This is a genomic window from Bifidobacterium castoris, assembly GCF_003952025.1.
GTDB classification, from domain to species: domain Bacteria; phylum Actinomycetota; class Actinomycetes; order Actinomycetales; family Bifidobacteriaceae; genus Bifidobacterium; species Bifidobacterium castoris.
Window position 1 is genome coordinate 341317 of the sequence record NZ_QXGI01000002.1, and the last position, 19829, is coordinate 361145.

The window sequence follows — 19829 nt, forward strand, 5'->3', positions numbered from 1 at the left end:
TCAGTTGTGCGCGTTCGGGCGACGCTGATGCTTGCGGATCAGGTATTCCTGGCTGTCGACGAGCGGACGGCCGTCGGCGTCCTTCGCGTGGCGCACGTAGGTGCCGTCCGGCTGCATATGCCAGCTCGACGTGGAATCGGCCATCTGCAGATCGATGTACTTGATGAGCTCGTCGATCTGCTCGGGCACCGTGATGCGCACGAGCGCCTCGACGCGGCGGTCGAGGTTGCGGTGCATCAGGTCGGCGGAGCCGATCCACACCTCCGGCCCGGAGATCGGACCTTCGCCGATCTGCGGGCCGTCGGAGTTCGCGAACGCGTAGATGCGGCTGTGCTCGAGGAAACGGCCGAGGATCGAACGCACGCGGATGTTCTCGCTCAGTCCGGGCACGCCCGGCTTGAGCGAGCAGATGCCGCGCTCGACGATGTCGATCTTCACGCCCGCCTGGCTCGCGCGGTAGAGGGCGTCGATCGTCTTCTCGTCGACGATCGAGTTCACCTTGATCTTGATCCACGCCTCCTTGCCGGCTCGCGCGGCGTCCTCCTCGCGGCGGATGCGCTGGATGAGGCCGGAACGCACGGTGCGCGGCGCGACGAGCAGACGGTGGAAGCTCGACTTCGGCGCGTAGCCGCTCAGCTGGTTGAACAGGCGCGCCATGTCCTGGCCGACGACGGGATCGCAGGTGAGCAGGCCGAGGTCGGTGTACAGGCGCGCCGTCTTCGGGTTGTAGTTGCCGGTGCCCACATGGCAGTAGCGCTTGAGGCCGTCCGCCTCCTGACGCACGACGAGCGAGAGCTTGCAGTGCGTCTTGAGCCCGACGATGCCGTAGACGACGTGTACGCCGGCGCGTTCGAGCTTGCGCGCCCACGCGATGTTCGCGTCCTCGTCGAAGCGCGCCTTGAGCTCGACGAGCGCGAGCACCTGCTTGCCGGCGTGCGCGGCGTCGATGAGCGCGTCGATGATCGGCGAGTTGCTCGACGTGCGGTACAGCGTCTGCTTGATCGCCAGGACCTTCGGGTCGGCGGCCGCCTGCGCGAGGAACGCCTGCACCGACGTCGAGAACGAATCATAGGGATGGTGCAGCAGGATGTCGCCTTCGCGGATCGCGGCGAAGATGTCCTGCGCGCGGCTCGATTCGACCTGCGCGATCTGCCGGTTCGTCGTCGGCACGAACGGACGGAACTTGAGGTCCGGACGGTCGATGCCGCCGAGCTCGAAGAGCACCGTCGCGTCGAGCGGCGCGGGCAGGCGGTAGACCTCCTCTGGCGTGACGCCCATCTGGTCGGCGAGCAGCTGGGAGAGGAACGGCGAGGTCTCGTCGGAGATCTCGAGACGGATCGGCGGCCCGAAGCGGCGGCGCAGCAGCTCCTTCTCGATCGCGTTGAGCAGGTTCTCGGCGTCGTCCTCCTCGACCTCGATGTCCTCGTTGCGCGTCACGCGGAACGAACGCGCCTCCTTGATGATCATGCCCGGGAACAGCGTCTCCAGATGCGCGATGATCAGGTTCTCCATCGTGATGAAACCGTAGCGCACCTCGTCGGAGTCGTCCTCGGTCATGTCGTCGACCGGGACGAGCCGGTTGATGTTGTCCGGGATCTTGACGCGCGCGAAGTGCGACTTGCCGGATGCCGGGTTCTCGACGATGATCGCCAGGTTGAGCGAGTTGCCGGAGATGTACGGGAACGGGTGCGCGGGGTCGACGGCGAGTGGCGTGAGCACCGGGAAGATCTGCTGGCGGAAGTAGCGCGACAGGCGCTCCTGCTCGCTGATCGTGAGCTTGTCCCAGCTCAGCAGCTTGATGTTCTCCTTCGCGAGGTCCGGCAGGATGTGGTCCACGACGTAGTGGGCATGCTCGTCCTGCAGCTTGTGCGCCTGTTCGGAAATCGCGCGCATCTGCTGGCGCGGGCTCAGCCCCGACGGGCTCGTCACGGCGATGCCGGTGTCGATGCGGCGCTTGAGGCCGGCGACGCGGACCATGAAGAACTCGTCGAGGTTGTTCGCGAAGATCGCCGCGAAGTTGGCGCGCTCGATGATCGGGATGTCCTCGTCCTGGGCGAGTTCGAGCACGCGCTTGTTGAACTTGAGCCAGCTGAGCTCGCGGTCGAAGAAGCGGTCCGGCGGCAACGGCTGCTCGCCGCTGAGCGTCTCGCGTTTGTCGGTCTTGTCCGTCTCTGCGATGTGTTCGGCGATCTGGCTGCGCAGAATCGCCTTCGAAGGTGCGTCAAAAATCTGTGCCATGCTCACTACTCTAGGGGGTGATGGCCGAGAAATCACTGGGAACGGCGAAAAATTCCGTTTTTCGTTGCACAAACTTTACCTGACCGTGGCGTCGCGGCGGATGACCGGGGTGCGGCGCATGCCGGCGCGATGTGCCGCGGACGTAATCCCGACACGCCGGGAGTGATGTTCGAATGAACATATGGGCGTCTGGAATGGACAATATGGCTCGTTTTCGTGTTGCGTTCGGCGGTGCAGCGCACAAAATGGCAAAAATGTGAACATTGGTCGGATGGAGGCCGTCCCGACTTGCGAAGTCGGATGAATCGAGCATAATTATCAAGTACAAGAACAACTGAATAGCAGACCCACAAAAGTATATGATCAGTAAGATTATTACGTTGGGCGGATATTGGAAAGACTTACCGTTACAACGATGAGGTTGTGCAGAGATTCTGCGCAGTTGGACTTGTGAGGGACCCACTTCGGTGGGTCCCTTTTTCATGTTCCATGCGTGTCGCCGTGTCCGCGCGGAGCGCGGATGCGGCCGCATGCCTGAGGGGCCCGACCGCCGATGGCGGGGCGCGGGGTCGGGTCCGGCGATCCGGTCGCCGATCTGTGTGGCGATGGGAGCGGCAGGACGACCCGGCCGATGACGCTCGCCGCGGGTATGCATCGGGACACGCCGGGACGGCGTCGGCGCGGACGAAAAGTGGGCGGTTTCAGCGTGTTCGGGGGGATAGTATGCGCGGCGTGCGCGACCCCCTTCGGCCTTACTGCCGGGCCGATGTTCACGGTGGGGTGATTCCTGCGTTCACGCTCGGGGGAATGTGGATAACCGGTCCGTCCGTACACATACCCCCGGCGGCATTGCGCCTCGCGGAGCGCGCGTCGTTCAATCGAGCCATGAACACATTGGCGATGATGCCTGCGTATGCAGATGGAAGAGAGGCGATGGGCCGGCCGATGGCCGCGTTCAGCGCATCCCGCAGCACGAACGAGCCGCAGCGGTACTACACGCCGCCGCGGGGAGGCACCGGCGCGCGGCCGTACCGGCCGCGGCCGCAGGGGACGATGCGCCGCACCGACGCGCATCATGAGGCGATCGAACTGTCCGGAGGCAACGTCATCACGGTGTCGTCGGCGAGCGGCGGCGCTGGCACGTCGACGATCGCCGCGCTGCTGGCGCGCTCGCTCGTCGACCATCATGCGCCGGCGGCGCTCGTCGACGCCGACGTGCGCATGTGCGCAGGCGGACTCGACGTGCTGCTCGGCATCGAGCATGAGCATGGCTCGCGCTGGCACGACGTGCATGCGCCGCTCGGACAGCTGAGCGGTTCCGCGTTGTACCGCCAGCTGCCGAAATGGGGCGACGTGAAGGTGCTCGCCTACAACCCGTGGAACGGCGACGCGCCGAAGCCGTGGGAACTCGACGCCGCCGTCCACGCGCTCGCCGCCTGCGACGAGGTCGTCGTCGTGGATGCCGGACAAGGCGGGACGATCGCCGAGTCCCCGGCGCTCATCGAGGCGTCGCACGTCGTCGTTGTGGAGCTGTCGGTGCTGGGGCTCGCGCGCGGCCGCGCCCATCTCGACTGGCTCGAACGGCAGGGCCGGGAGAGCGTCGACCGGCGTACGATGCCGCCGGGGCCCGGGCAGCCGTCGCGGCCGGTCGCGCAGCGGCCGGGCGAGGTAGTCGCCGTCGTCGGTGTGGAACCGCATGGCCCGGCCCGGCTGCGCGGCGTCCTCGACGTGAAGGAGGCGAAATCCTACCTCGGCAAGGACGTCATCGGTCCGATCCGCAACGACGCCAAGCTGTGCGGGGACATCCTCGAAGGACTCGGCGTGCGTGCGGTGCCGAAGCGCAACGCGCTCGTGATCGACAGGCTCGCCCAGCAGGTGGAGCGCGTCTGCGACCTCAGCGGGACGCCGCGGTGAGGAGGGCGCCATGGACTTGGCTTCGTGCACGACGCTCGAACTGGGGCCGCTCGCCGCCCTTGGCGGCGACAGGCGCGTCACCGACGTCGTCGTGACCTGCGATGGCACCGTCTGGTTCGACGCCGGCCGCGGCATGCAGCTCGCGCACACGGCGATCCCGCTCGGCGACCCGGCGGTGCTGCGCGACCTGGCCGTGCGGTTGTGCGCGCAGCTGGGAGCGCGGCTCGACGAGACGCAGCCGATCGCAGACGCGGCCGCCGACGACGGCACGCGCGTGCACGCCGTCATCGCGCCGATCGTGCCGCATGGCGCGTCGATCTCGATCCGTTTCCCCGACCGTGCGCGCGCCGATCTGGAATCGCTCGCCGTGGCCGGCATGTTCCCGGCGCAATGGACGCCGATGCTGCGCATGCTCGTGCGCGCCAAGGCGAACATGCTCGTCTCGGGCGCGACCGGCGCCGGCAAGACGACTTTGCTCAAGGCGCTGCTCGCGAGCTGCGCGCCGAACGAGCGGATCGTGACGGTGGAGGAGGTGCGCGAACTCGCCGCGGTGCCGCATCCGCACGTCGTGTCGCTCGTCGCACGCGACGCGAACGTCGAAGGCGCCGGACGCGTCGGCTTGCCCGAGCTCGTCAAGGCCACGCTGCGTATGCGCCCCGACCGGATCGTCGTCGGCGAGGTGCGCGGCGAGGAGGTCGTCGACCTGCTCAGGGCGCTCAATTCCGGGCATCGCGGTTCGCTGAGCACGATCCACGCCGACGGTGTGGACCGTGTCCCGTCCCGTCTCGTCTCGCTCGGCATGCTCGCCGGCGTGGCCCCGGACGCACTCGAACGGCTCGCCGACGGCACCTTCGACGTGCTCGTCCATCTCGAACGGATCGGCGGTCGCCGCCGTATCGCGCAGATCGGGATGCTCGACTGCCGCGACGGCGCGTTGCGGGGACGGTGCGTCGTTTCGCGGGACGGATCCGGTGCGACGGTGACCGGCCCGGCGTGGCCCGATTTCCTAAGGAGGTGGTGCGATGCCGTGGCCGATACTGGCGGCGATGGGCGTGTTCCTCGCCGTGTCGCTTCACGAAGGCGCTGATGCGCGTCTCGGCGGTCTTGCGCCAGGCGTCCGCATCGCGGCGGATGGCGCTGCGCGCGACGCCGGACGGCGCGTCGGCATCGGCGCCGAAATCGCCGGACTCGCCGCCATGCTGCGCGCGGGGCGTGACGTGCGCACGGCCTTCGACCGGTGCTTCGGCGCCCGGGTTGATGCCGGGGCGGCGTCGGGGCTGCGAGGGCCGGCTCGGAGCATGACGGCCGGTGTGATGAGCGACTGCAACGGCGACGTCGACGTCGAGCTGCTCGCCGAGGCGTTGCGCGTGGGCGCGCTGCCGGGGGAGACCGCGGCCGAGGTCCGGCATGCATCCCACGGCCTTCGCGCCGCCTGCAGGCTCGGCCTGCGTCTGGGATGCCCGACGGCGCGCTGCGTCGAGGCGGTGCGCGCCGCGCATGCGCGCATCCACATGCGCGAGGAGCTCAGGCGCAATGCCTTCGCCGTGCCGCAATCGACGGTGAAGATGCTGCTCGGGCTTCCGGCCGTCACCGTCGTCCTCGGCGAAGTGCTCGGCGCCGACCCGATCGGCGTCCTTTTCGGCTCCTGGCAGGGGATGTGCTGTCTGGGGCTCGGCGTCGTCTGCTACGCCTTCGGCGCTGTGTGGATGCATCGGCTCATGCGGAGGACGGGAGCGGACGATGACTGACGGGAGCAGCGTATGGATGATGCGATCGGATGGGCCTGCTGCGCGGCCGTCTGCGCGGCCTTCGCGGTGGCCGCGGCGCTCGCGGGGCATGACGTCGGCTTCCGGCTGCGCGCATTGCCCGGGCGGGTGCGTGAGGATTGGGTGCCGAGCGTGCCGCTCGTGCTGCGGCTGTTGGACGCCGCGTTGGAAAGCGGCGTGTCGATTCCACGCGCGCTGCGCGCGGTCGGCGCATGCTGCGCTGGCCCGTGCGCCGAAGCGTTCTCCGCCGTCTGCGACGAGCTGGCGGCCGGCGCCTCCTGGGACGACGCATGGACCTGTGCGCGCGATGAACCGCGGATCGCCGCCATCGCCGCGACGTTGCGCGCGACGTTGCGCGAGCCGTGGAACGAAGGCGTCGCCGCCGGCGCGCGGATCGGCGCGACGATGGAACAGCTCGAGACGACGGAGCGCATGGAGATCGAAAGGGCCGCCTCGCGGCTCTCGGTGCGGCTGCTGCTGCCGATGGGGCTGTGCTTCCTGCCGGCGTTCCTGTGCATCGCCGTCATACCGACGATCATCTCCTTCGCCCGATGATCCGCGATGCGCGATCGGCGCGTTTCATGTGAAACATGTGGAACACGCGTCTGTGCATCGCAATGCGTCAGCGCGAACAAACATCTCAACACGAACACACAACAAACACAACACACAACAAAGGAGTTGACAATGCAGAACATGATCTCACTCGACGACGGCATCGGCATCGACGCGATGGATGTCGGGTGGCCGTTGCAGGACCTGGGCAGGCGCATGGCGCGCGCCGCCGTCATGCTCGACTCGAGGATGCGCACGCTGACGGCGCAGCCGGAGGAGGGCGCTGCGACCGCCGAATACGCGGTTGTGCTCGTCGCGGCCACCGGTTTCGCGGCCGTGCTCGTCGCGCTGCTCAAGTCGGACGCAATCAAGACGCTGCTGACGAACATCGTCAAGAAGGCGCTGAGCGTCTGAGCGGTGCGGCATGCGACGTCCGTGGAAACGACTGCGCGCATGGATGCGCGGCGACGACGGGGCGGCGACGGCGGAGTTCGCCGTCGTGCTGCCCGTCGTCGTCGCCGCAGCCGCGCTGCTGCTGTATCTCGCACGTGCGAGCGTCACACAGATCTCATGCCAGGACGCGGCGGCCGACGCAGCCCGCGCCGCGCTCGTCAGGGACGACGACGTGTCCGCGCCCGCCGGCGTGCAGCTGACGGTCACCGACGGCGGCGACCACATCACGGTCACGACGACCTGCCGTGTGCTCGCCGATCCGCTCGGCGTGCTGCCGACGACGGTGCATGGACGGGCCGTCGTCATGAAACAGGACGTGTGAGCGTGACGTGGCGTCCGTTCGCGATATGCGGTGTAAGGGGATGTAAGAAAAAGGTGAACGATGACGGGAACGGTGATGAGGATGGACGGATGCGGACGGTCGTGCGTCGCGTGGCTGCGGCGCCATGCTGTGCGGCCGAGGCGCGAGGACGAGGGGTCGGCGACGCTCGTCGGCGCCGCACTCGTCGTCGCGGCGGCCGTGCTCATCGGCGTATTGGCCGCCGCCGGCAACATCGTGCTGCGGCAGTCGCAGGCGCGCACGGCGGCGGACATGGCCGCGCTCGGCGCCGCGTCCGCGCTGTGGCGGGGCGACGGCACGCCATGCGCGGTGGCGGCATGGCTGAGCGACGCGAACGCCGGGAACCTGCAGCGTTGCGACGTGGACGGCGACGACGTCAGCGTCAGCGTGCATGTGCCGACCGACGTGCCCTTCGTCGACCATGTGACGGCGGACGCCAGGGCGGGGCCGCGGCCTTGCGCGAACTGACGTCCCCGGAATGGGGGGCGGCGGGGTTCATCATCGGCGGAACGCTCTGGCGTGGAGGCGGCCGCGCCCACGTGGCCGCAACACGCGGGGCGTCGGCGCGGGCGTGCGTCGCGCGCGGGGGGCCGACGGCCGGCTCGGGTGAGCAGGCTGTACCTTAGAAGCAGTGGACAGCGAGGCAATCGCGATGAAGAAACGGGAAGCAACATGGCATTAGCGCTTTATCGCCGGTATCGACCGGACACGTTCGAAGGCGTCATCGGGCAGGACCAGGTGACGGTGCCGCTTATGCGCGCGCTCGACGAGCACAAGCTCACGCACGCGTACCTGTTCTCGGGGCCGCGTGGATGCGGCAAGACGAGCTCGGCGCGCATCCTCGCGCGCTGCGTGAACTGCGTCGAGGGGCCGACCTCCCATCCCTGCGGCGTGTGCGACAGCTGCCGCGACCTGGCGACCGGAGGCCCGGGGTCGATCGACGTCGTGGAGATCGACGCCGCAAGCCACAACGGCGTCGACGACGCGCGCGAGCTGCGCGAGCGCGCCGGCTTCGCGCCCGCCCGCGACCGCTACAAGATCTTCATCCTCGACGAGGCGCACATGGTGACGCCCCAGGGCTTCAACGCGCTGCTCAAGATCGTCGAGGAGCCGCCGGAGCATGTCATGTTCATCTTCGCGACGACCGAGCCGGAGAAGGTCATCGGCACGATCCGTTCGCGCACCCACCACTATCCGTTCCGTCTTGTGCCGCCGGAGACGATGGGGCCGTACCTCGAACAGATCTGCGAGCAGGAGCGTATCGAGACGGAACCGGGTGTGCTGCGGCTCGCGATGCGCGCCGGCGGGGGTTCGGTGCGTGACACGCTGTCCGTGCTCGACCAGCTCATGGTCGGCGCCGTCGAAGGCGACATCACCTACGATTCCGCGGTCGCGCTGCTCGGCTTCACGCCGGACGTGCTCATCGGCGCGGCGATCGACGCCGTCATCGACCACGACGGCGCGAAACTGTACGACGTCATCCAGAAGGTCATCGTCGGCGGCTACGACGCGCGCCGCTTCGTCGAGGACCTGCTCGCGCGCATCCGCGACCTGCTCGTGCTCACGCTCGGCGGCGAGCACGCCGAACGTGTACTCAGCGACGACGCGGCCGCCGAGGACCTCGACGACCTGCATCGGCAGGCGACGGCGCTCGGTCTGGCGACGCTGACGGCGATGGCCGAGGAGACCGACGAGGCGTTGACGCATATGGCGGGGGCGACGTCGCCGCGCATGCGTCTGGAACTGCTCGCCGCGCGCCTGCTCGCCGGACGCGAGACCGGATACGCCGCGCTCGGCTGCGACGGCCCGTCCGCGGCCGCGCAGCCCGATCCGACGAAGCCTGCGACCGGCGGCGGATTCATCGGCGCCGATGCGGAAGACGACATGCCCAAGCGCGGGCGGACGGACGCAGCCCCCGCGCAGACGGCCGGACAAGGCCCAGCGCAGACCGCGCCGGCGAGCGGGCAGCCGTCCTCTCGGCCGAGGATGCAGCCCTCCCAGCCGACGTCTTCCGCGCAGCAGGCCGCCCAAGGGGCGCCGGACCCGCGCGCGCAGGCGCATCAGTCGAAGGAGCAGCATGCGATGGACGCCGCCACGGCGGCGATGCATGCGGCCTCCCAGGCGCAGCGGATCGCCGAGGCCGGCGTGCAGCAGCGACCTGCTCCGCTCAACGGCACGCCGGATGAGCTATGGGACGGCCTGGTGGCGTCGCTGCCCGCCGATGTGCGCACCTATGTGGACCGCACCAAGGTGCCGCGCATCAAGTTCGCCCCCGACCGGCGCACCGGCGGCCGCAAACTGATGATCAAGTTCGGCACGCCGATGGACAAGTACGCGTTCGCGCTCGCCGTGAGCAAGGAAAGCGTCGAAGGCAGGACCGAGGTCACCGACATCCTGCGCGCCGAGGTGCACCGCGTTTTCGGCACCGATGTGCGGCTCGCGCCGACGCCGACGATGGAGGACGGCCAGACGGCGCCCCCGTTCAAGCAGTTGCCGCCCGACCAACAGCAGCGCATCAAGGCGCAGCTGGCGAAGGAGAACCTGCAGGCGACGCTCAAGGCGCAGCTCGGCCGCGCTTCGTCCGAGCAGCCGGCCGCGTCGTCGCCGGCCGACGGCGACGACGCGGCGGCCGCCGACGACGCCGTGCACCGAGGCGCGCCTGCGCAGCATCCGGACGGCGACTACGACCCGTGGGCGAATCCCAAACCGGCGGCCGCGCCCTTCGCGCCGCCGGCGGACGCATATGACGGCCGAACGCAGTTCACGCAGCCGGCTCCGGCGCCTGCGCCGCTGACGGCGCCGTCGCCGAGCGGCGCGGCCGCGTCGATGGCCGAAGCCGGCATCGACCCCTGGGCCTACCACGACGACGAACCGGCGCATATCGATTTCAGTCGCGTCTCGTCGATCGAACAGGAGGCGGCACAGGACCGCCGTGGCCAGCAGGCCGCCCCGGCCGATCCGTGGGGGCATCTCGACGATGCGGCGCCGGTGCCGGCCGAGACCGCCCAGGACGTGCAACCTGCGCGCCCGCAGGTCGATCCGGAGGAGGACGAATACTCGATCAACGACGAATCGCTGGCCTCGTCCCAGACGATGAGCGTCGACGAGGTCAAGGAATTATTCGATGTGAAGTCTGTTGAAGAGTTCGCGGCGGATGATCCGAGGAACCCGCGCAATCAGCGGGCGCACTGAACGGCACGCCGAGGAGGGACAGCATGGCATTGGCATACGACGGCGCGATCCAGCGCCTCATCGACGCGTTCTCGAGTCTGCCCGGCATCGGGCCGAAGGGCGCGCAGCGCATCGCGTTCTACGTGCTCGGCGCGCCGGACGAGGAGGCGCAGCGGCTCGTCGAATCAATCACCGAGGTCAAGCAGAAGGTGCGGTTCTGCGACGTGTGCGGCAACGTCTGCGAGACGAGCCCGTGCGCGATCTGCGCCGACCCCCGCCGCGACCGCGGCACGATCTGCGTCGTCGAAGAGCCGAAGGACGTCATGAGCATCGAGCGTACGCGCGAATACCGCGGCCTCTACCATGTGCTCGGCGGCGCGATCAACCCGATGGCCAACGTCGGCCCGAACGACCTCAACATCGCGCAGCTGCTCAACCGATTGCAGACCGACGAGGTCAAGGAGATCATCGTCGCGCTCAACCCGAACATCGAAGGCGAGGCGACGACGACGTATCTGAGCCGGCTGCTCACGCCGCTCGACGTGAAGGTGACGCGGCTGGCGAGCGGACTGCCCGTCGGCGGCGATCTCGAATACGCCGACGAGATCACGTTGTCGCGCGCGCTTGAAGGACGCCGCGAGGTCTGAACGCGCCCCCGCCCGCACACGGCCTCCCCGCAAGCGCCAACCCGGGCGTTTCGTATTCTGGGAAGGCGCCTCGGCGTCGCGCGGGCGCATTCATATAATGATCGAGCTTCCTGCGTACACTGGGCACAGTCGCGGGTCCCATTGCGTACAACAGACAGACACAGAGAAGATTGGATAGTTGTGGCTCTTATCGTGCAGAAATACGGTGGTTCGTCCGTCGCCGACGCCGACTCGATCAAGCGCGTGGCACGACGCATCATCGAAACGAAGAACGCCGGCAACGATGTGGCGGTCGTCGTCTCCGCCATGGGCGACACGACCGATGATCTCATCGACCAGGCGCTGAGCATCGACTCCGATCCGCCGGCCCGCGAAATGGACATGCTGATGACCGCCGGCGAGCGCATCTCGATGAGCCTGCTCGCGATGGCGATCCACGCCGCCGGCTCCCACGCCTACTCGTTCACCGGCTCGCAGGCCGGATTCATGACCGACGCCCAGTTCGGCGCCGCGCACATCCGCGCCGTCAATCCGGACCGCGTGCGCCGCGCGCTCGACCTCGGCAGCGTCGCGATCGTCGCCGGTTTCCAGGGACGCAACGAACGCGGCGACGCCACTACGCTCGGCCGAGGCGGTTCGGACACCTCGGCCGTCGCGCTCGCGGTGGCCCTCGGCGCCGACATCTGCGAGATCTACACCGACGTGGACGGCATCTTCACCGCCGATCCGCGCATCGTGCCGACCGCGCGCCGCATCCCGTCGATCGGCTACGACGAGATTCTCGAGATGTCCTCGTGCGGCTCGAAGGTGCTCGCGCTGCGCTGCGTCGAATACGCGCAGCGTTTCAAGATGCCGCTGCATGTGCGCAGCTCGTTCTCCCACCGTTCCGGAACGCTCGTCGTTCCCGACGGCGTCGATCCGAACACGCTGCCGAACATCTGATGCCGGCGACCGACTTCCGACCAATCCAACCACGCAACACCCACGGAGAGCAAAAGAACCATGAATGAGCACGAAGACAAGTCGATGGGCGATCTGTTTCCCGACCTCGGCCAGGAGACGCCGATCATCTCCGGCGTCGCGCATGACAGCAGCGAATCGCTGGCGACCGTCCGCGGCGTCACCGACGAACCGGGCATGGCCGCCCGCGTGTTCGAACGTCTCGCCGAGATCGGCGTGAACGTCGACATGATCGTGCAGGCCGGCGCCTCGACCGGCACCGCCGACATCTCGTTCACCGTGCCGGGCAAGGACGCGCAGCGCGTGCGCGAGGTGCTGATCCAGGAGCAGGACAACCTCGGCTACAACTCCTTCGACCTCAACCCGAACGTGGGCAAGGTGGCCGTCGTCGGCGTCGGCATGAAGACGCACTCCGGCCTCGCCGCGCGCTTCTTCAAGGCGCTCAGCGAGAAGGGTATCAACGTGCTGATGATCTCGACCTCCGAGATCCGCATCGCCGCGCTCGTTCCGCTCGACCAGCTCAACGAGGCCGTCAAGGCGCTGCACACGGCGTACGGGCTGGACGCGCAGAAGGTGGAGGCCGTCGTCTACGGCGGCACCGGCCGCTGACGGCGTCGATGGTCGTACAGGACAACCCCAACGGCAGAAACTACGGCATAACTAAGGAGCCGGCAAATGGTACAAATCAACGAACGTGGCGTCAACGTGGCCGTTCTCGGCGCGACCGGACAGGTCGGCATGGTCATGCGCCGTGTGCTCGACGAACGCGACTTCCCGGTCAAGGACCTGCGTTTCCTCGCTTCCGCGCATTCGGCGGGTCAGGTGCTCAACTGGCGTGGCCATGACATCGTCGTCGAGGACGTGGCGACCGCCGACCTGAGCGGCATCGACATCGCGATCTTCTCCGCCGGCGGCGGCACGTCGAAGATGTGGGCGCCGAAGTTCGCCGAGGCCGGCGCCTACGTCATCGACAACTCGTCGCAGTGGCGCATGCATGACGATGTGCCGCTCGTCGTCGCCGAAGTCAATCCGGACGACCTCGACGAGATCCCGTCCGGCATCGTCGCGAACCCGAACTGCACGACGATGGCGATCATGCCGGTGCTCAAGCCGCTGTCCGACGCGTTCGGCCTCAAGCGTCTCATCGTGAGCTCCTATCAGGCCGTCTCCGGCGCGGGCCGCGCCGGCGTCGAGCAGCTGATGAACGAGGCGAAGGCCGCCGTCGAGCAGGGCGCGGACAAGCTCGTCTTCGGCGCCGACGCCATCGACTTCCCGGAGCCGACGAAGATCGCGCGCACGATCGCGTTCAACGAGGTCCCGTTCATCGGCGACATCGTCGACGACGGCTCCGAGGAGACCGACGAGGAGCAGAAGCTGCGCAACGAAAGCCGCAAGATCCTGCATCTGCCCGACCTCAAGGCCTCGTGCACCTGCGTGCGCGTCGGCGTCTTCACGTCGCACGGCATGAGCGTCAACGCCGAATTCGAGCAGGACGTCACGCCGGAGCAGGCGCGTGAGGTGCTCGAGCAGGCGGACGCCGTCGAACTCGTCGACATCCCGACCGCCCAGCTCGCCGCCGGCAAGACGCCGAGCTTCGTCGGCCGCATCCGTCAGGACCAGGCCGTGGACGGCAACAAGGGCCTCGCGTTCTTCGTGACGAACGACAACCTGCGCAAGGGCGCGGCGCTCAACGCCGTCGAACTCGCCGAGATCGTCGCGAACAAGCATTTCGCCGATCAGCTCTGACAAGCAGTTGAAGGCTGAAGGAGAGGCGCACGTCGTATGGCGTGCGCCTCTCCTGTCTTGTCCGCGGATGGTGTGGTTGCCGCGGAGGCGGTTCGCGTCGGAGACGTTCGCTGAGAAGCGCGTCTGCGATCATGGCGGGTGCTTAATGCGTCAGTGATGATCACTGGGAAAACGGCAGCGATCGTTTCAGGTGCGCTCTGCGTCGGATGCGTTCGCGGGGGAGCTCCGGTTGCGATCGTCCCGGGTGCATGGCGTAACCGTGCAGTTCGTTGCCGCGGCCGTCGGGCCCGCGACCGCTCGCGCCATGCGCGAACAGGCGGCGGGCTATGCTGGAAGGCATGTCAAAGGCATCGATCACCGCGCAGCACCAGTTGGACCGCATCGTCGCGCTCGGATATCCGGACGTCGCCGACATGAGCGACGAATCGTTCCGCGCGCTCGCGCGTCCGCTCATCGCCGCACTCGAGGACAGCGACCTCGGCGAGGACATCCTGCTGGTGCCGACGCGCGAGCTCGTCTCCCCGGAATCGCTGATTGCACGCACGAGCATCAACCGCATGGCCGGGTTCACGACGATGCCGCCGCGCGACATCGCCAGTTTCCTGCCGACCGACGGTTTCGAGCCGCCGGAGGGGCCGTTCTACCTCGTCGTCGAGCCGCACACCGGCACCTGCTACGTCAACCGCGAGCCCGATGTCGCGCGCAAGCTCATCGAATCGGACGAGCGCATCCCGTTGACGCTCGAGGAGGGGCTCGCGATCGCGACGCAGCATCCGGAATGGCTGCTCGAGAAGAACGGCTTTAATCTGCTCGGCTCACGCAGCGCCGACGGCCGCGTCCCGAGCATCTGGATGAGCCAGAACGCACCGCGTCTGGGCGCGGTGTGGCCGAATTCGCGGCACACATGGCTCGGCAACGCCTATTGCATGGCCCGCCGCGGCGTCAACCTCATCAACTGAATCGGCCGGAGGGACGGCGCGCGCCCCGCTTATACCTGAAGAATGTAAACAAGTTGCGGAAAATGGCCGGATTGTGGACGTTTCTTCGCGACTTCTTCGGTAGGTTTTATAGGGTAGGACGATATGCACGATTGTGCATAACCACTATGTGAACTCATGCGTGGACGCATAGTGGGACGACTGCACTCACAATTTCGAAACACTCACAGAAGGAGGAGAGATGGGTCAGGATCATTCGTCCGTGTTTGATCTCGCCGCAGTGGCCGCGGCTTCCAACGGAGGGAACAATGACCCGCTGCTGCCTCCGGCACGTTTTATCGGCGCCCCGCAGAAGCCCAGCTCGATGCCGTACACGAAGTACGTCGCATACGATAAGCAGGTGCCGTTTGACTACCCGGAGCGCACGTGGCCGGGCAAACGACTTACCCGTGCGCCCCGCTGGTGCTCGGTCGACCTGCGCGACGGCAACCAGGCGCTCGTCAACCCGATGGACTCCGACCGCAAGCTGCGGTTCTGGAACATGCTCGTCGAGATGGGCTACAAGGAGATCGAGGTCGGCTTCCCGAGCGCGTCCGAAACCGACTACGACTTCATCCGCATGCTCATCGAACGTGAGCTCATCCCCGACGATGTGACGATCGTCGTGCTCACGCAGGCGCGCGAGCACCTCATCCGCAAGACCTACGAATGCCTCAAGGGCGTCAAGCGCGCGATCGTGCACTTCTACAACTCCGTCTCGGTGCTGCAGCGCGAGGTCGTCTTCCGCAAGGAGAAGGACGCGATCAAGAAGCTCGCGACCGACGCGGCCGTGCTGTGCAAGGAGCTCGAGGCGGACGCCGAGGGCGTCGACCTCTACTACGAGTACTCGCCGGAGTCCTTCACCGGCACCGAGCCCGAGTACGCCGTCGAGGTGTGCAACGCCGTCATCGACGTCATCAAGCCGACTCCCGAGCATCCGATGATCATCAACCTGCCGGCGACCGTCGAGATGACGACGCCGAACGTCTTCGCCGATGAGGTGGAGTACGTCTCGAACAATCTGCAGGACCGCGACGCGATCGTGCTTTCGCTGCACCCGCACAACGACGAGGGCATGGGCGTCGCCGCGGCCGAGCTCGGCATCCTCGCCGGCGCGGACCGTATCGAAGGCTGCCTGCTCGGCAACGGCGAGCGCACCGGCAACGTCGACCTCGTCACGCTCGGCCTCAACCTCCTCACGCAGGGCATCGACCCGCAGATCGACCTGTCCGACATCCCGCAGATCCGCCGCACCGTCGAATACTGCAACCAGATCAAGATCTCCGAGCGGCACCCCTACGCCGGCAACTTCGTGTTCACGGCGTTCTCGGGTTCGCATCAGGACGCGATCAAGAAGGGGCTCGAGGCCCGCGAGGTGGCCGCTGACATGGCCGGCGCCGAGCTGGACAACTTCGTGTGGCTCGTGCCGTATCTGCCGATCGACCCGAAGGACATCGGCCGTTCCTACGAGGCGATCATCCGCGTCAACTCGCAGTCCGGCAAGGGCGGCATGGCCTACCTGCTCAAGGCGAACCACAACCTCGATCTGCCGAAGAAGCTGCAGGTCGAGTTCGAGCGCGTCGTGCAGCAGCATGCGGACGCGACGAAGAAGGAAGTCAAGGACGAGGACATCTGGCATCTGTTCAAGGACGAGTACCTGCCCGTCGAGGAGGCCGGCACGACCGAGGCCGGCGCCGTCGTCGGTGACCAGCAGGACATGTCGCTTGAACAGTGGGGCCGTCTCAAGCTGCTCAAGGTGAGTCTGTCCTCCGGTGCGGACGGCTCGGACACGACGCTCAACGCGACCGTGCTCGACCGCGGCCTGAATGTCGGAACCGACCCGGAGGAGGCCCGCGAGATCTCCGGCACCGGCAACGGACCGATCGACGCGTTCCTCGACGCCGTCAAGGTGCTCGGCGTCGACGCGACGGTGCTCGACTACGCCGAGCATACGCTGTCGGTCGGCACCGACGCGCGCGCCGCCTCCTACGTCGAATGTGAGATTGCGCTCGAGGACGGCGAGACGAGCGTCGTCTGGGGCGTCGGCATCGATTCGTCGATTGTGACGAGCTCGCTCAAGGCGATCATCTCCGCCGTCAACCGTTCGGCGCGCTGAACGGCGTGATATGCGGACAGGCGGCCGCCGGGCTCTGAGCCCGGCGGCCGCCTGTCCGCATATCACGCGTCATCCTTCGGTGAGCATGCCGTCGGCCATATGGTAGAAGTGGTCGGCGATTTGCTGCAGTTCGTCGCTGTGATGACTTGCGATGACGACGGTATTGCCCTTATCTCGCTGCCGTGTCATCTCCTCGAGGAACACCTGAACTGAATGTTCATCCAAACCGTTGGTGGGTTCGTCGAGCAGGATGAGACGCTGATGTTCCATCAACGCCTGCACGATGGCCAATTTCTGGCGCATGCCCAGGGAATACGACTTCACCTTTTCCCGCTCGTGACTTTTGAGACCGAACAATGTGAGCAGCCTATCCGTCTCTGCGGCATCGAAATCGTGATTGATGCCGGCGAGATACTGCAGATTGTCCATTGCCGTTTCATAGGGGAGGAAACCCGGTTCCTCGATGATGATGCCGACCGCTTCGGGCAGTCTGCGGTTGAACTCCACCGGCTGGCTGTTGATGAGCACCTGTCCGGTAGTAGGGCGAATGAAACCGCAGATCGCTCGCAGCAGCATCGTCTTGCCTGACCCGTTGGGTCCGACGATGCCGTAGATGGCGCCGTGCTCGAACTGCGCGTTGACATCGCGCAGAATCGGCTTGTGTTTGATGATTTTTGAGAGATGATTGATTGCGACATGCATGAGGATGCTCCTTTCGAGATGAGTACGTCAGCGTATTTCCAATCTGCTGAACAGCAGCAGAACGGCGCCTGAGAAGATCGTGGCCAGCAATGCGCATAGCGGTAACCCGTGAGATGGCTGTGCGAACCATGCAAGCACGGGGGAGACGGTGGCGGCCATCGCATACAGCGTGATGGCCGCCAGATACCCGTAGGCGGTGGCTTCGGCGAGATGGCCGGCGTCGATGATGAGGATTAGCGTCAGCGATGTCAGCATCGCACATGCGGCGCCGGGAACCAGCGTGGCCGTCTCTGTAGGCTGTATGGCGAGCGCCACGGCGAGTTCTACGCCGCACAGCATCGCACAATAGAGGACGAGCATGACCAGATAGGCGACGAAATGACCGACGGTGCGTGGACGGCGCACATATACCAGATAATCCGGTGACGCAAGGAAATCGAAAGGGCCGCTCAACAGCAGCGCGACGGCCGTCGTCATGAATGCGATGGGCAGTAGATTCGTCAGCAGCGCAGGCGCGCTCGGATCGTCGGATGGGCGTACCATGCCGATGAATATGGCGTGGTCATGCGGCGATGAGTAATACGCGTATGTCACGATGGCGAGCAGCGTCAGCAACAGCAAACGCATGCTAAGACGTGCACAGGACGCCGCGCGCAGTCGGCCGAATATGACATGCATGTCATGTCTCCAATCGATCACGATGCCCGAAGACTGTGACAATCGTCAGAATCATGACGATGCAGTAGCCGATGAACGGCAGCAGCTGCTGAACGAGGATGATGTTCCAATCGAAACTGAGCGGATACCAGAAGAAGCATACGTACCGTTGGATGTTGCCGCCGAGTGGCAGCAACATCCAACGGGCCAGCACGAAGAACGCGATGAGTATGGCGGTCCCATATGCCCAAGGCAGGCCGCAGATGACGAGCAGCATATTGAGCAACGCCAATGACATGTTCATCATGGATGTGAGTACCGTAGTGATGAGCAGCAGCGGAATGTCATTCGCTCGTGGCAACCCTACGCGAATGGAGACGATGAGGGCGAATAACGCCACGCCGCAGACGGCGGTGGACAGGGAAATGAGCATGATATGGCGCAGATTCGCAGTCAGTTGCGTCCGGGGATCATGGCGGACGAGTGCGAAGGCGCGATACTCCACGCGCAGCAGGCATGCCAGTGTGAGTGATGCGGGCAGTACGAGCTGTGCCGCGCCTACGCGAAGGAATCCGATGGTGTCACGCTCAAAGCCATACAGCGTGCATGTCAGATAATTCATGAGCATCCCTACCGCGCAGCCGCAACATATCACGATGCCGATGGTGAGCGCAACGGGGGATACTGGAGGACGGCGCATGCGTAATTGGCGATGAAGACGATCAGGAGACATCTCGTTGTCCTTTGATGAGCAGCGGTATGGAGGTTGCCAATAGCAGCAGGATGATGGACAGGGCGATTCCTACGTAATTCTGTGCGCGCAGTTCGTCCACGGTGGCTGGGGCGAAATTCAGGAATATGATGTGCGTCCATTGGTCGCGTCCGCCTTTCCCGCTGGTTGTGAACAGCCACCACAGCAGGCTTAATGTAAATGGCACAAGCAATTCCATGTGACGACGCCGGATGAACAACGAACTGGAGATGGCCAGCGTGGCGAACAGTCCGGAAATCACGAAGACAAGCAGGCAGATGACGGCGACGCATAACCACTGATTACGCTCGTATAGTGGATACGCCCATGATTTCGATGAAACGAGTACATAGCGGTTGAGGTACAAACCGGTTTCATCCCATTCGGTGCCTTCGATGAAGTTCATATGAGGATTGACGATGCCCATCACGAGCATGTTGAGTGCCAACGGCATCAGACCGCCAATGCCGCCGAGCAGAAAACCTGCGCAGAGGGACGAGCACAGGAATATCGGGCGGTCGCAGCGGCTGATGACGAAAGGCGCACGCTTCCAATGCCGTTCTTCGGCGACGAGGCTGCCGCCGAGCAGGGCCGCCAAAAAAGGCATCAGGAACAGATACAGTCCGGCACCGCTACCGAACTGGCTGAACAGCATGACGTCCGCGAGGAAAGTGGGTTCATGATCGTACAGCACAAAACTGGCTTGGTGAGTCGTCCACCATTGCACGACGATCATGCCGACTGACAGCACGATGATGATTGCCATGCGCCCGCTCAATAGATTGCTGCGCAGCTGGCGGCGAATGATGGATCCGTTCATAGAGCCTCCGATGATG

At 65.9% G+C, this 19829-nt stretch carries 19 protein-coding genes; 14 read left to right on the forward strand and 5 right to left on the reverse strand.

Annotation, left to right across the window (positions count from 1 at the left end; all coding sequences use genetic code 11):
• Positions 1–2238 carry an RNA degradosome polyphosphate kinase gene (locus D2E22_RS03615; RefSeq protein WP_126031753.1) on the reverse strand — a complete coding sequence of 746 codons (2238 nt, stop codon included), beginning with the start codon at positions 2236–2238 and terminating at the stop codon, positions 1–3.
• Between the two features lie 933 nt (positions 2239–3171).
• Here D2E22_RS03615 and D2E22_RS03620 point away from each other — a divergent pair.
• The 14 genes from D2E22_RS03620 to leuA all read left to right on the forward strand — a co-directional run bounded on the left by D2E22_RS03620 (position 3172) and on the right by leuA (position 16883).
• A complete protein-coding gene (locus tag D2E22_RS03620; RefSeq protein ID WP_241218161.1) occupies positions 3172–4152 on the forward strand; it encodes a CpaE-like family protein in 981 nt (326 codons plus the stop codon).
• Positions 4153–4162: 10 nt separating this feature from the next.
• On the forward strand, positions 4163–5239 hold the full coding sequence (locus D2E22_RS03625) for a TadA family conjugal transfer-associated ATPase (protein ID WP_126031754.1): 1077 nt from the start codon (positions 4163–4165) through the stop codon (positions 5237–5239).
• The gene (locus tag D2E22_RS03630; protein ID WP_126031755.1) at positions 5175–5900 is read left to right on the forward strand and encodes a type II secretion system F family protein; all 726 of its coding nucleotides are present in this window, start codon (positions 5175–5177) and stop codon (positions 5898–5900) included. Before D2E22_RS03625 ends, D2E22_RS03630 begins: the two co-directional genes overlap by 65 nt.
• 12 nt (positions 5901–5912) lie before the next feature.
• Positions 5913–6473: a type II secretion system F family protein gene (locus D2E22_RS03635; protein WP_126031756.1), complete on the forward strand. Its 561-nt coding sequence runs from the start codon at positions 5913–5915 to the stop codon at positions 6471–6473.
• Between the two features lie 177 nt (positions 6474–6650).
• Positions 6651–6887: a DUF4244 domain-containing protein gene (locus D2E22_RS03640; RefSeq protein ID WP_241218175.1), complete on the forward strand. Its 237-nt coding sequence runs from the start codon at positions 6651–6653 to the stop codon at positions 6885–6887.
• A 10-nt stretch (positions 6888–6897) separates the two neighbouring features.
• Entirely contained in the window at positions 6898–7248 is a 351-nt protein-coding gene (locus D2E22_RS03645) for a TadE/TadG family type IV pilus assembly protein (RefSeq protein ID WP_126031758.1), read from the forward strand.
• Positions 7249–7308: 60 nt separating this feature from the next.
• Positions 7309–7734 (forward strand): Rv3654c family TadE-like protein, encoded by a 426-nt coding sequence (locus D2E22_RS03650; protein WP_126031759.1) that lies wholly within the window; start codon positions 7309–7311, stop codon positions 7732–7734.
• Positions 7735–7938: 204 nt separating this feature from the next.
• Positions 7939–10458, forward strand: coding sequence for a DNA polymerase III subunit gamma/tau (gene dnaX / locus D2E22_RS03655; RefSeq protein ID WP_126031760.1), 2520 nt, complete (start codon positions 7939–7941; stop codon positions 10456–10458).
• A 23-nt stretch (positions 10459–10481) separates the two neighbouring features.
• On the forward strand, positions 10482–11084 hold the full coding sequence (gene recR / locus D2E22_RS03660) for a recombination mediator RecR (RefSeq protein WP_095613311.1): 603 nt from the start codon (positions 10482–10484) through the stop codon (positions 11082–11084).
• A 180-nt stretch (positions 11085–11264) separates the two neighbouring features.
• Positions 11265–12026 carry an aspartate kinase gene (locus D2E22_RS03665; RefSeq protein ID WP_126031761.1) on the forward strand — a complete coding sequence of 254 codons (762 nt, stop codon included), beginning with the start codon at positions 11265–11267 and terminating at the stop codon, positions 12024–12026.
• A gap of 60 nt (positions 12027–12086) precedes the next feature.
• A complete protein-coding gene (locus D2E22_RS03670; RefSeq protein WP_026644759.1) occupies positions 12087–12653 on the forward strand; it encodes an ACT domain-containing protein in 567 nt (188 codons plus the stop codon).
• A gap of 66 nt (positions 12654–12719) precedes the next feature.
• Positions 12720–13790, forward strand: coding sequence for an aspartate-semialdehyde dehydrogenase (locus tag D2E22_RS03675; RefSeq protein ID WP_126031762.1), 1071 nt, complete (start codon positions 12720–12722; stop codon positions 13788–13790).
• Between the two features lie 338 nt (positions 13791–14128).
• Positions 14129–14749: a DUF5701 family protein gene (locus tag D2E22_RS03680; RefSeq protein ID WP_126031763.1), complete on the forward strand. Its 621-nt coding sequence runs from the start codon at positions 14129–14131 to the stop codon at positions 14747–14749.
• A 220-nt stretch (positions 14750–14969) separates the two neighbouring features.
• Positions 14970–16883, forward strand: coding sequence for a 2-isopropylmalate synthase (gene leuA, locus D2E22_RS03685; RefSeq protein ID WP_126031764.1), 1914 nt, complete (start codon positions 14970–14972; stop codon positions 16881–16883).
• 69 nt (positions 16884–16952) lie between these two features.
• Here the strand turns inward: leuA and D2E22_RS03690 are convergent, their stop codons facing one another.
• The 4 genes from D2E22_RS03690 to D2E22_RS03705 form a co-directional block, all read right to left on the reverse strand.
• A complete protein-coding gene (locus tag D2E22_RS03690) occupies positions 16953–17585 on the reverse strand; it encodes an ABC transporter ATP-binding protein (protein ID WP_126031765.1) in 633 nt (210 codons plus the stop codon).
• Positions 17586–17612: 27 nt separating this feature from the next.
• Positions 17613–18200 (reverse strand): hypothetical protein, encoded by a 588-nt coding sequence (locus D2E22_RS03695; RefSeq protein WP_126031766.1) that lies wholly within the window; start codon positions 18198–18200, stop codon positions 17613–17615.
• 64 nt (positions 18201–18264) lie between these two features.
• The gene (locus tag D2E22_RS03700; protein WP_126031767.1) at positions 18265–18975 is read right to left on the reverse strand and encodes a hypothetical protein; all 711 of its coding nucleotides are present in this window, start codon (positions 18973–18975) and stop codon (positions 18265–18267) included.
• Positions 18965–19813 (reverse strand): hypothetical protein, encoded by an 849-nt coding sequence (locus D2E22_RS03705; protein ID WP_126031768.1) that lies wholly within the window; start codon positions 19811–19813, stop codon positions 18965–18967. The genes D2E22_RS03700 and D2E22_RS03705 overlap by 11 nt, the downstream gene beginning before the upstream one ends.
• Positions 19814–19829 lie beyond the last annotated feature (16 nt).

Excerpts from the sequence above, each read along its gene's own strand:
- D2E22_RS03615 (WP_126031753.1), bottom strand. The coding sequence starts at position 2,238 with ATGGCACAGATTTTTGACGCACCTTCGAAGGCGATTCTGCGCAGCCAG.
- D2E22_RS03620 (WP_241218161.1), top strand. The coding sequence starts at position 3,172 with ATGGGCCGGCCGATGGCCGCGTTCAGCGCATCCCGCAGCACGAACGAG.
- D2E22_RS03625 (WP_126031754.1), top strand. The coding sequence starts at position 4,163 with ATGGACTTGGCTTCGTGCACGACGCTCGAACTGGGGCCGCTCGCCGCC.
- D2E22_RS03630 (WP_126031755.1), top strand. The coding sequence starts at position 5,175 with ATGCCGTGGCCGATACTGGCGGCGATGGGCGTGTTCCTCGCCGTGTCG.
- D2E22_RS03635 (WP_126031756.1), top strand. The coding sequence starts at position 5,913 with ATGGATGATGCGATCGGATGGGCCTGCTGCGCGGCCGTCTGCGCGGCC.
- D2E22_RS03640 (WP_241218175.1), top strand. The coding sequence starts at position 6,651 with ATGGATGTCGGGTGGCCGTTGCAGGACCTGGGCAGGCGCATGGCGCGC.
- D2E22_RS03645 (WP_126031758.1), top strand. The coding sequence starts at position 6,898 with ATGCGACGTCCGTGGAAACGACTGCGCGCATGGATGCGCGGCGACGAC.
- D2E22_RS03650 (WP_126031759.1), top strand. The coding sequence starts at position 7,309 with ATGACGGGAACGGTGATGAGGATGGACGGATGCGGACGGTCGTGCGTC.
- dnaX (WP_126031760.1), top strand. The coding sequence starts at position 7,939 with ATGGCATTAGCGCTTTATCGCCGGTATCGACCGGACACGTTCGAAGGC.
- recR (WP_095613311.1), top strand. The coding sequence starts at position 10,482 with ATGGCATTGGCATACGACGGCGCGATCCAGCGCCTCATCGACGCGTTC.
- D2E22_RS03670 (WP_026644759.1), top strand. The coding sequence starts at position 12,087 with ATGAATGAGCACGAAGACAAGTCGATGGGCGATCTGTTTCCCGACCTC.
- D2E22_RS03675 (WP_126031762.1), top strand. The coding sequence starts at position 12,720 with ATGGTACAAATCAACGAACGTGGCGTCAACGTGGCCGTTCTCGGCGCG.
- D2E22_RS03680 (WP_126031763.1), top strand. The coding sequence starts at position 14,129 with ATGTCAAAGGCATCGATCACCGCGCAGCACCAGTTGGACCGCATCGTC.
- leuA (WP_126031764.1), top strand. The coding sequence starts at position 14,970 with ATGGGTCAGGATCATTCGTCCGTGTTTGATCTCGCCGCAGTGGCCGCG.
- D2E22_RS03690 (WP_126031765.1), bottom strand. The coding sequence starts at position 17,585 with ATGCATGTCGCAATCAATCATCTCTCAAAAATCATCAAACACAAGCCG.
- D2E22_RS03700 (WP_126031767.1), bottom strand. The coding sequence starts at position 18,975 with ATGTCTCCTGATCGTCTTCATCGCCAATTACGCATGCGCCGTCCTCCA.
- D2E22_RS03705 (WP_126031768.1), bottom strand. The coding sequence starts at position 19,813 with ATGAACGGATCCATCATTCGCCGCCAGCTGCGCAGCAATCTATTGAGC.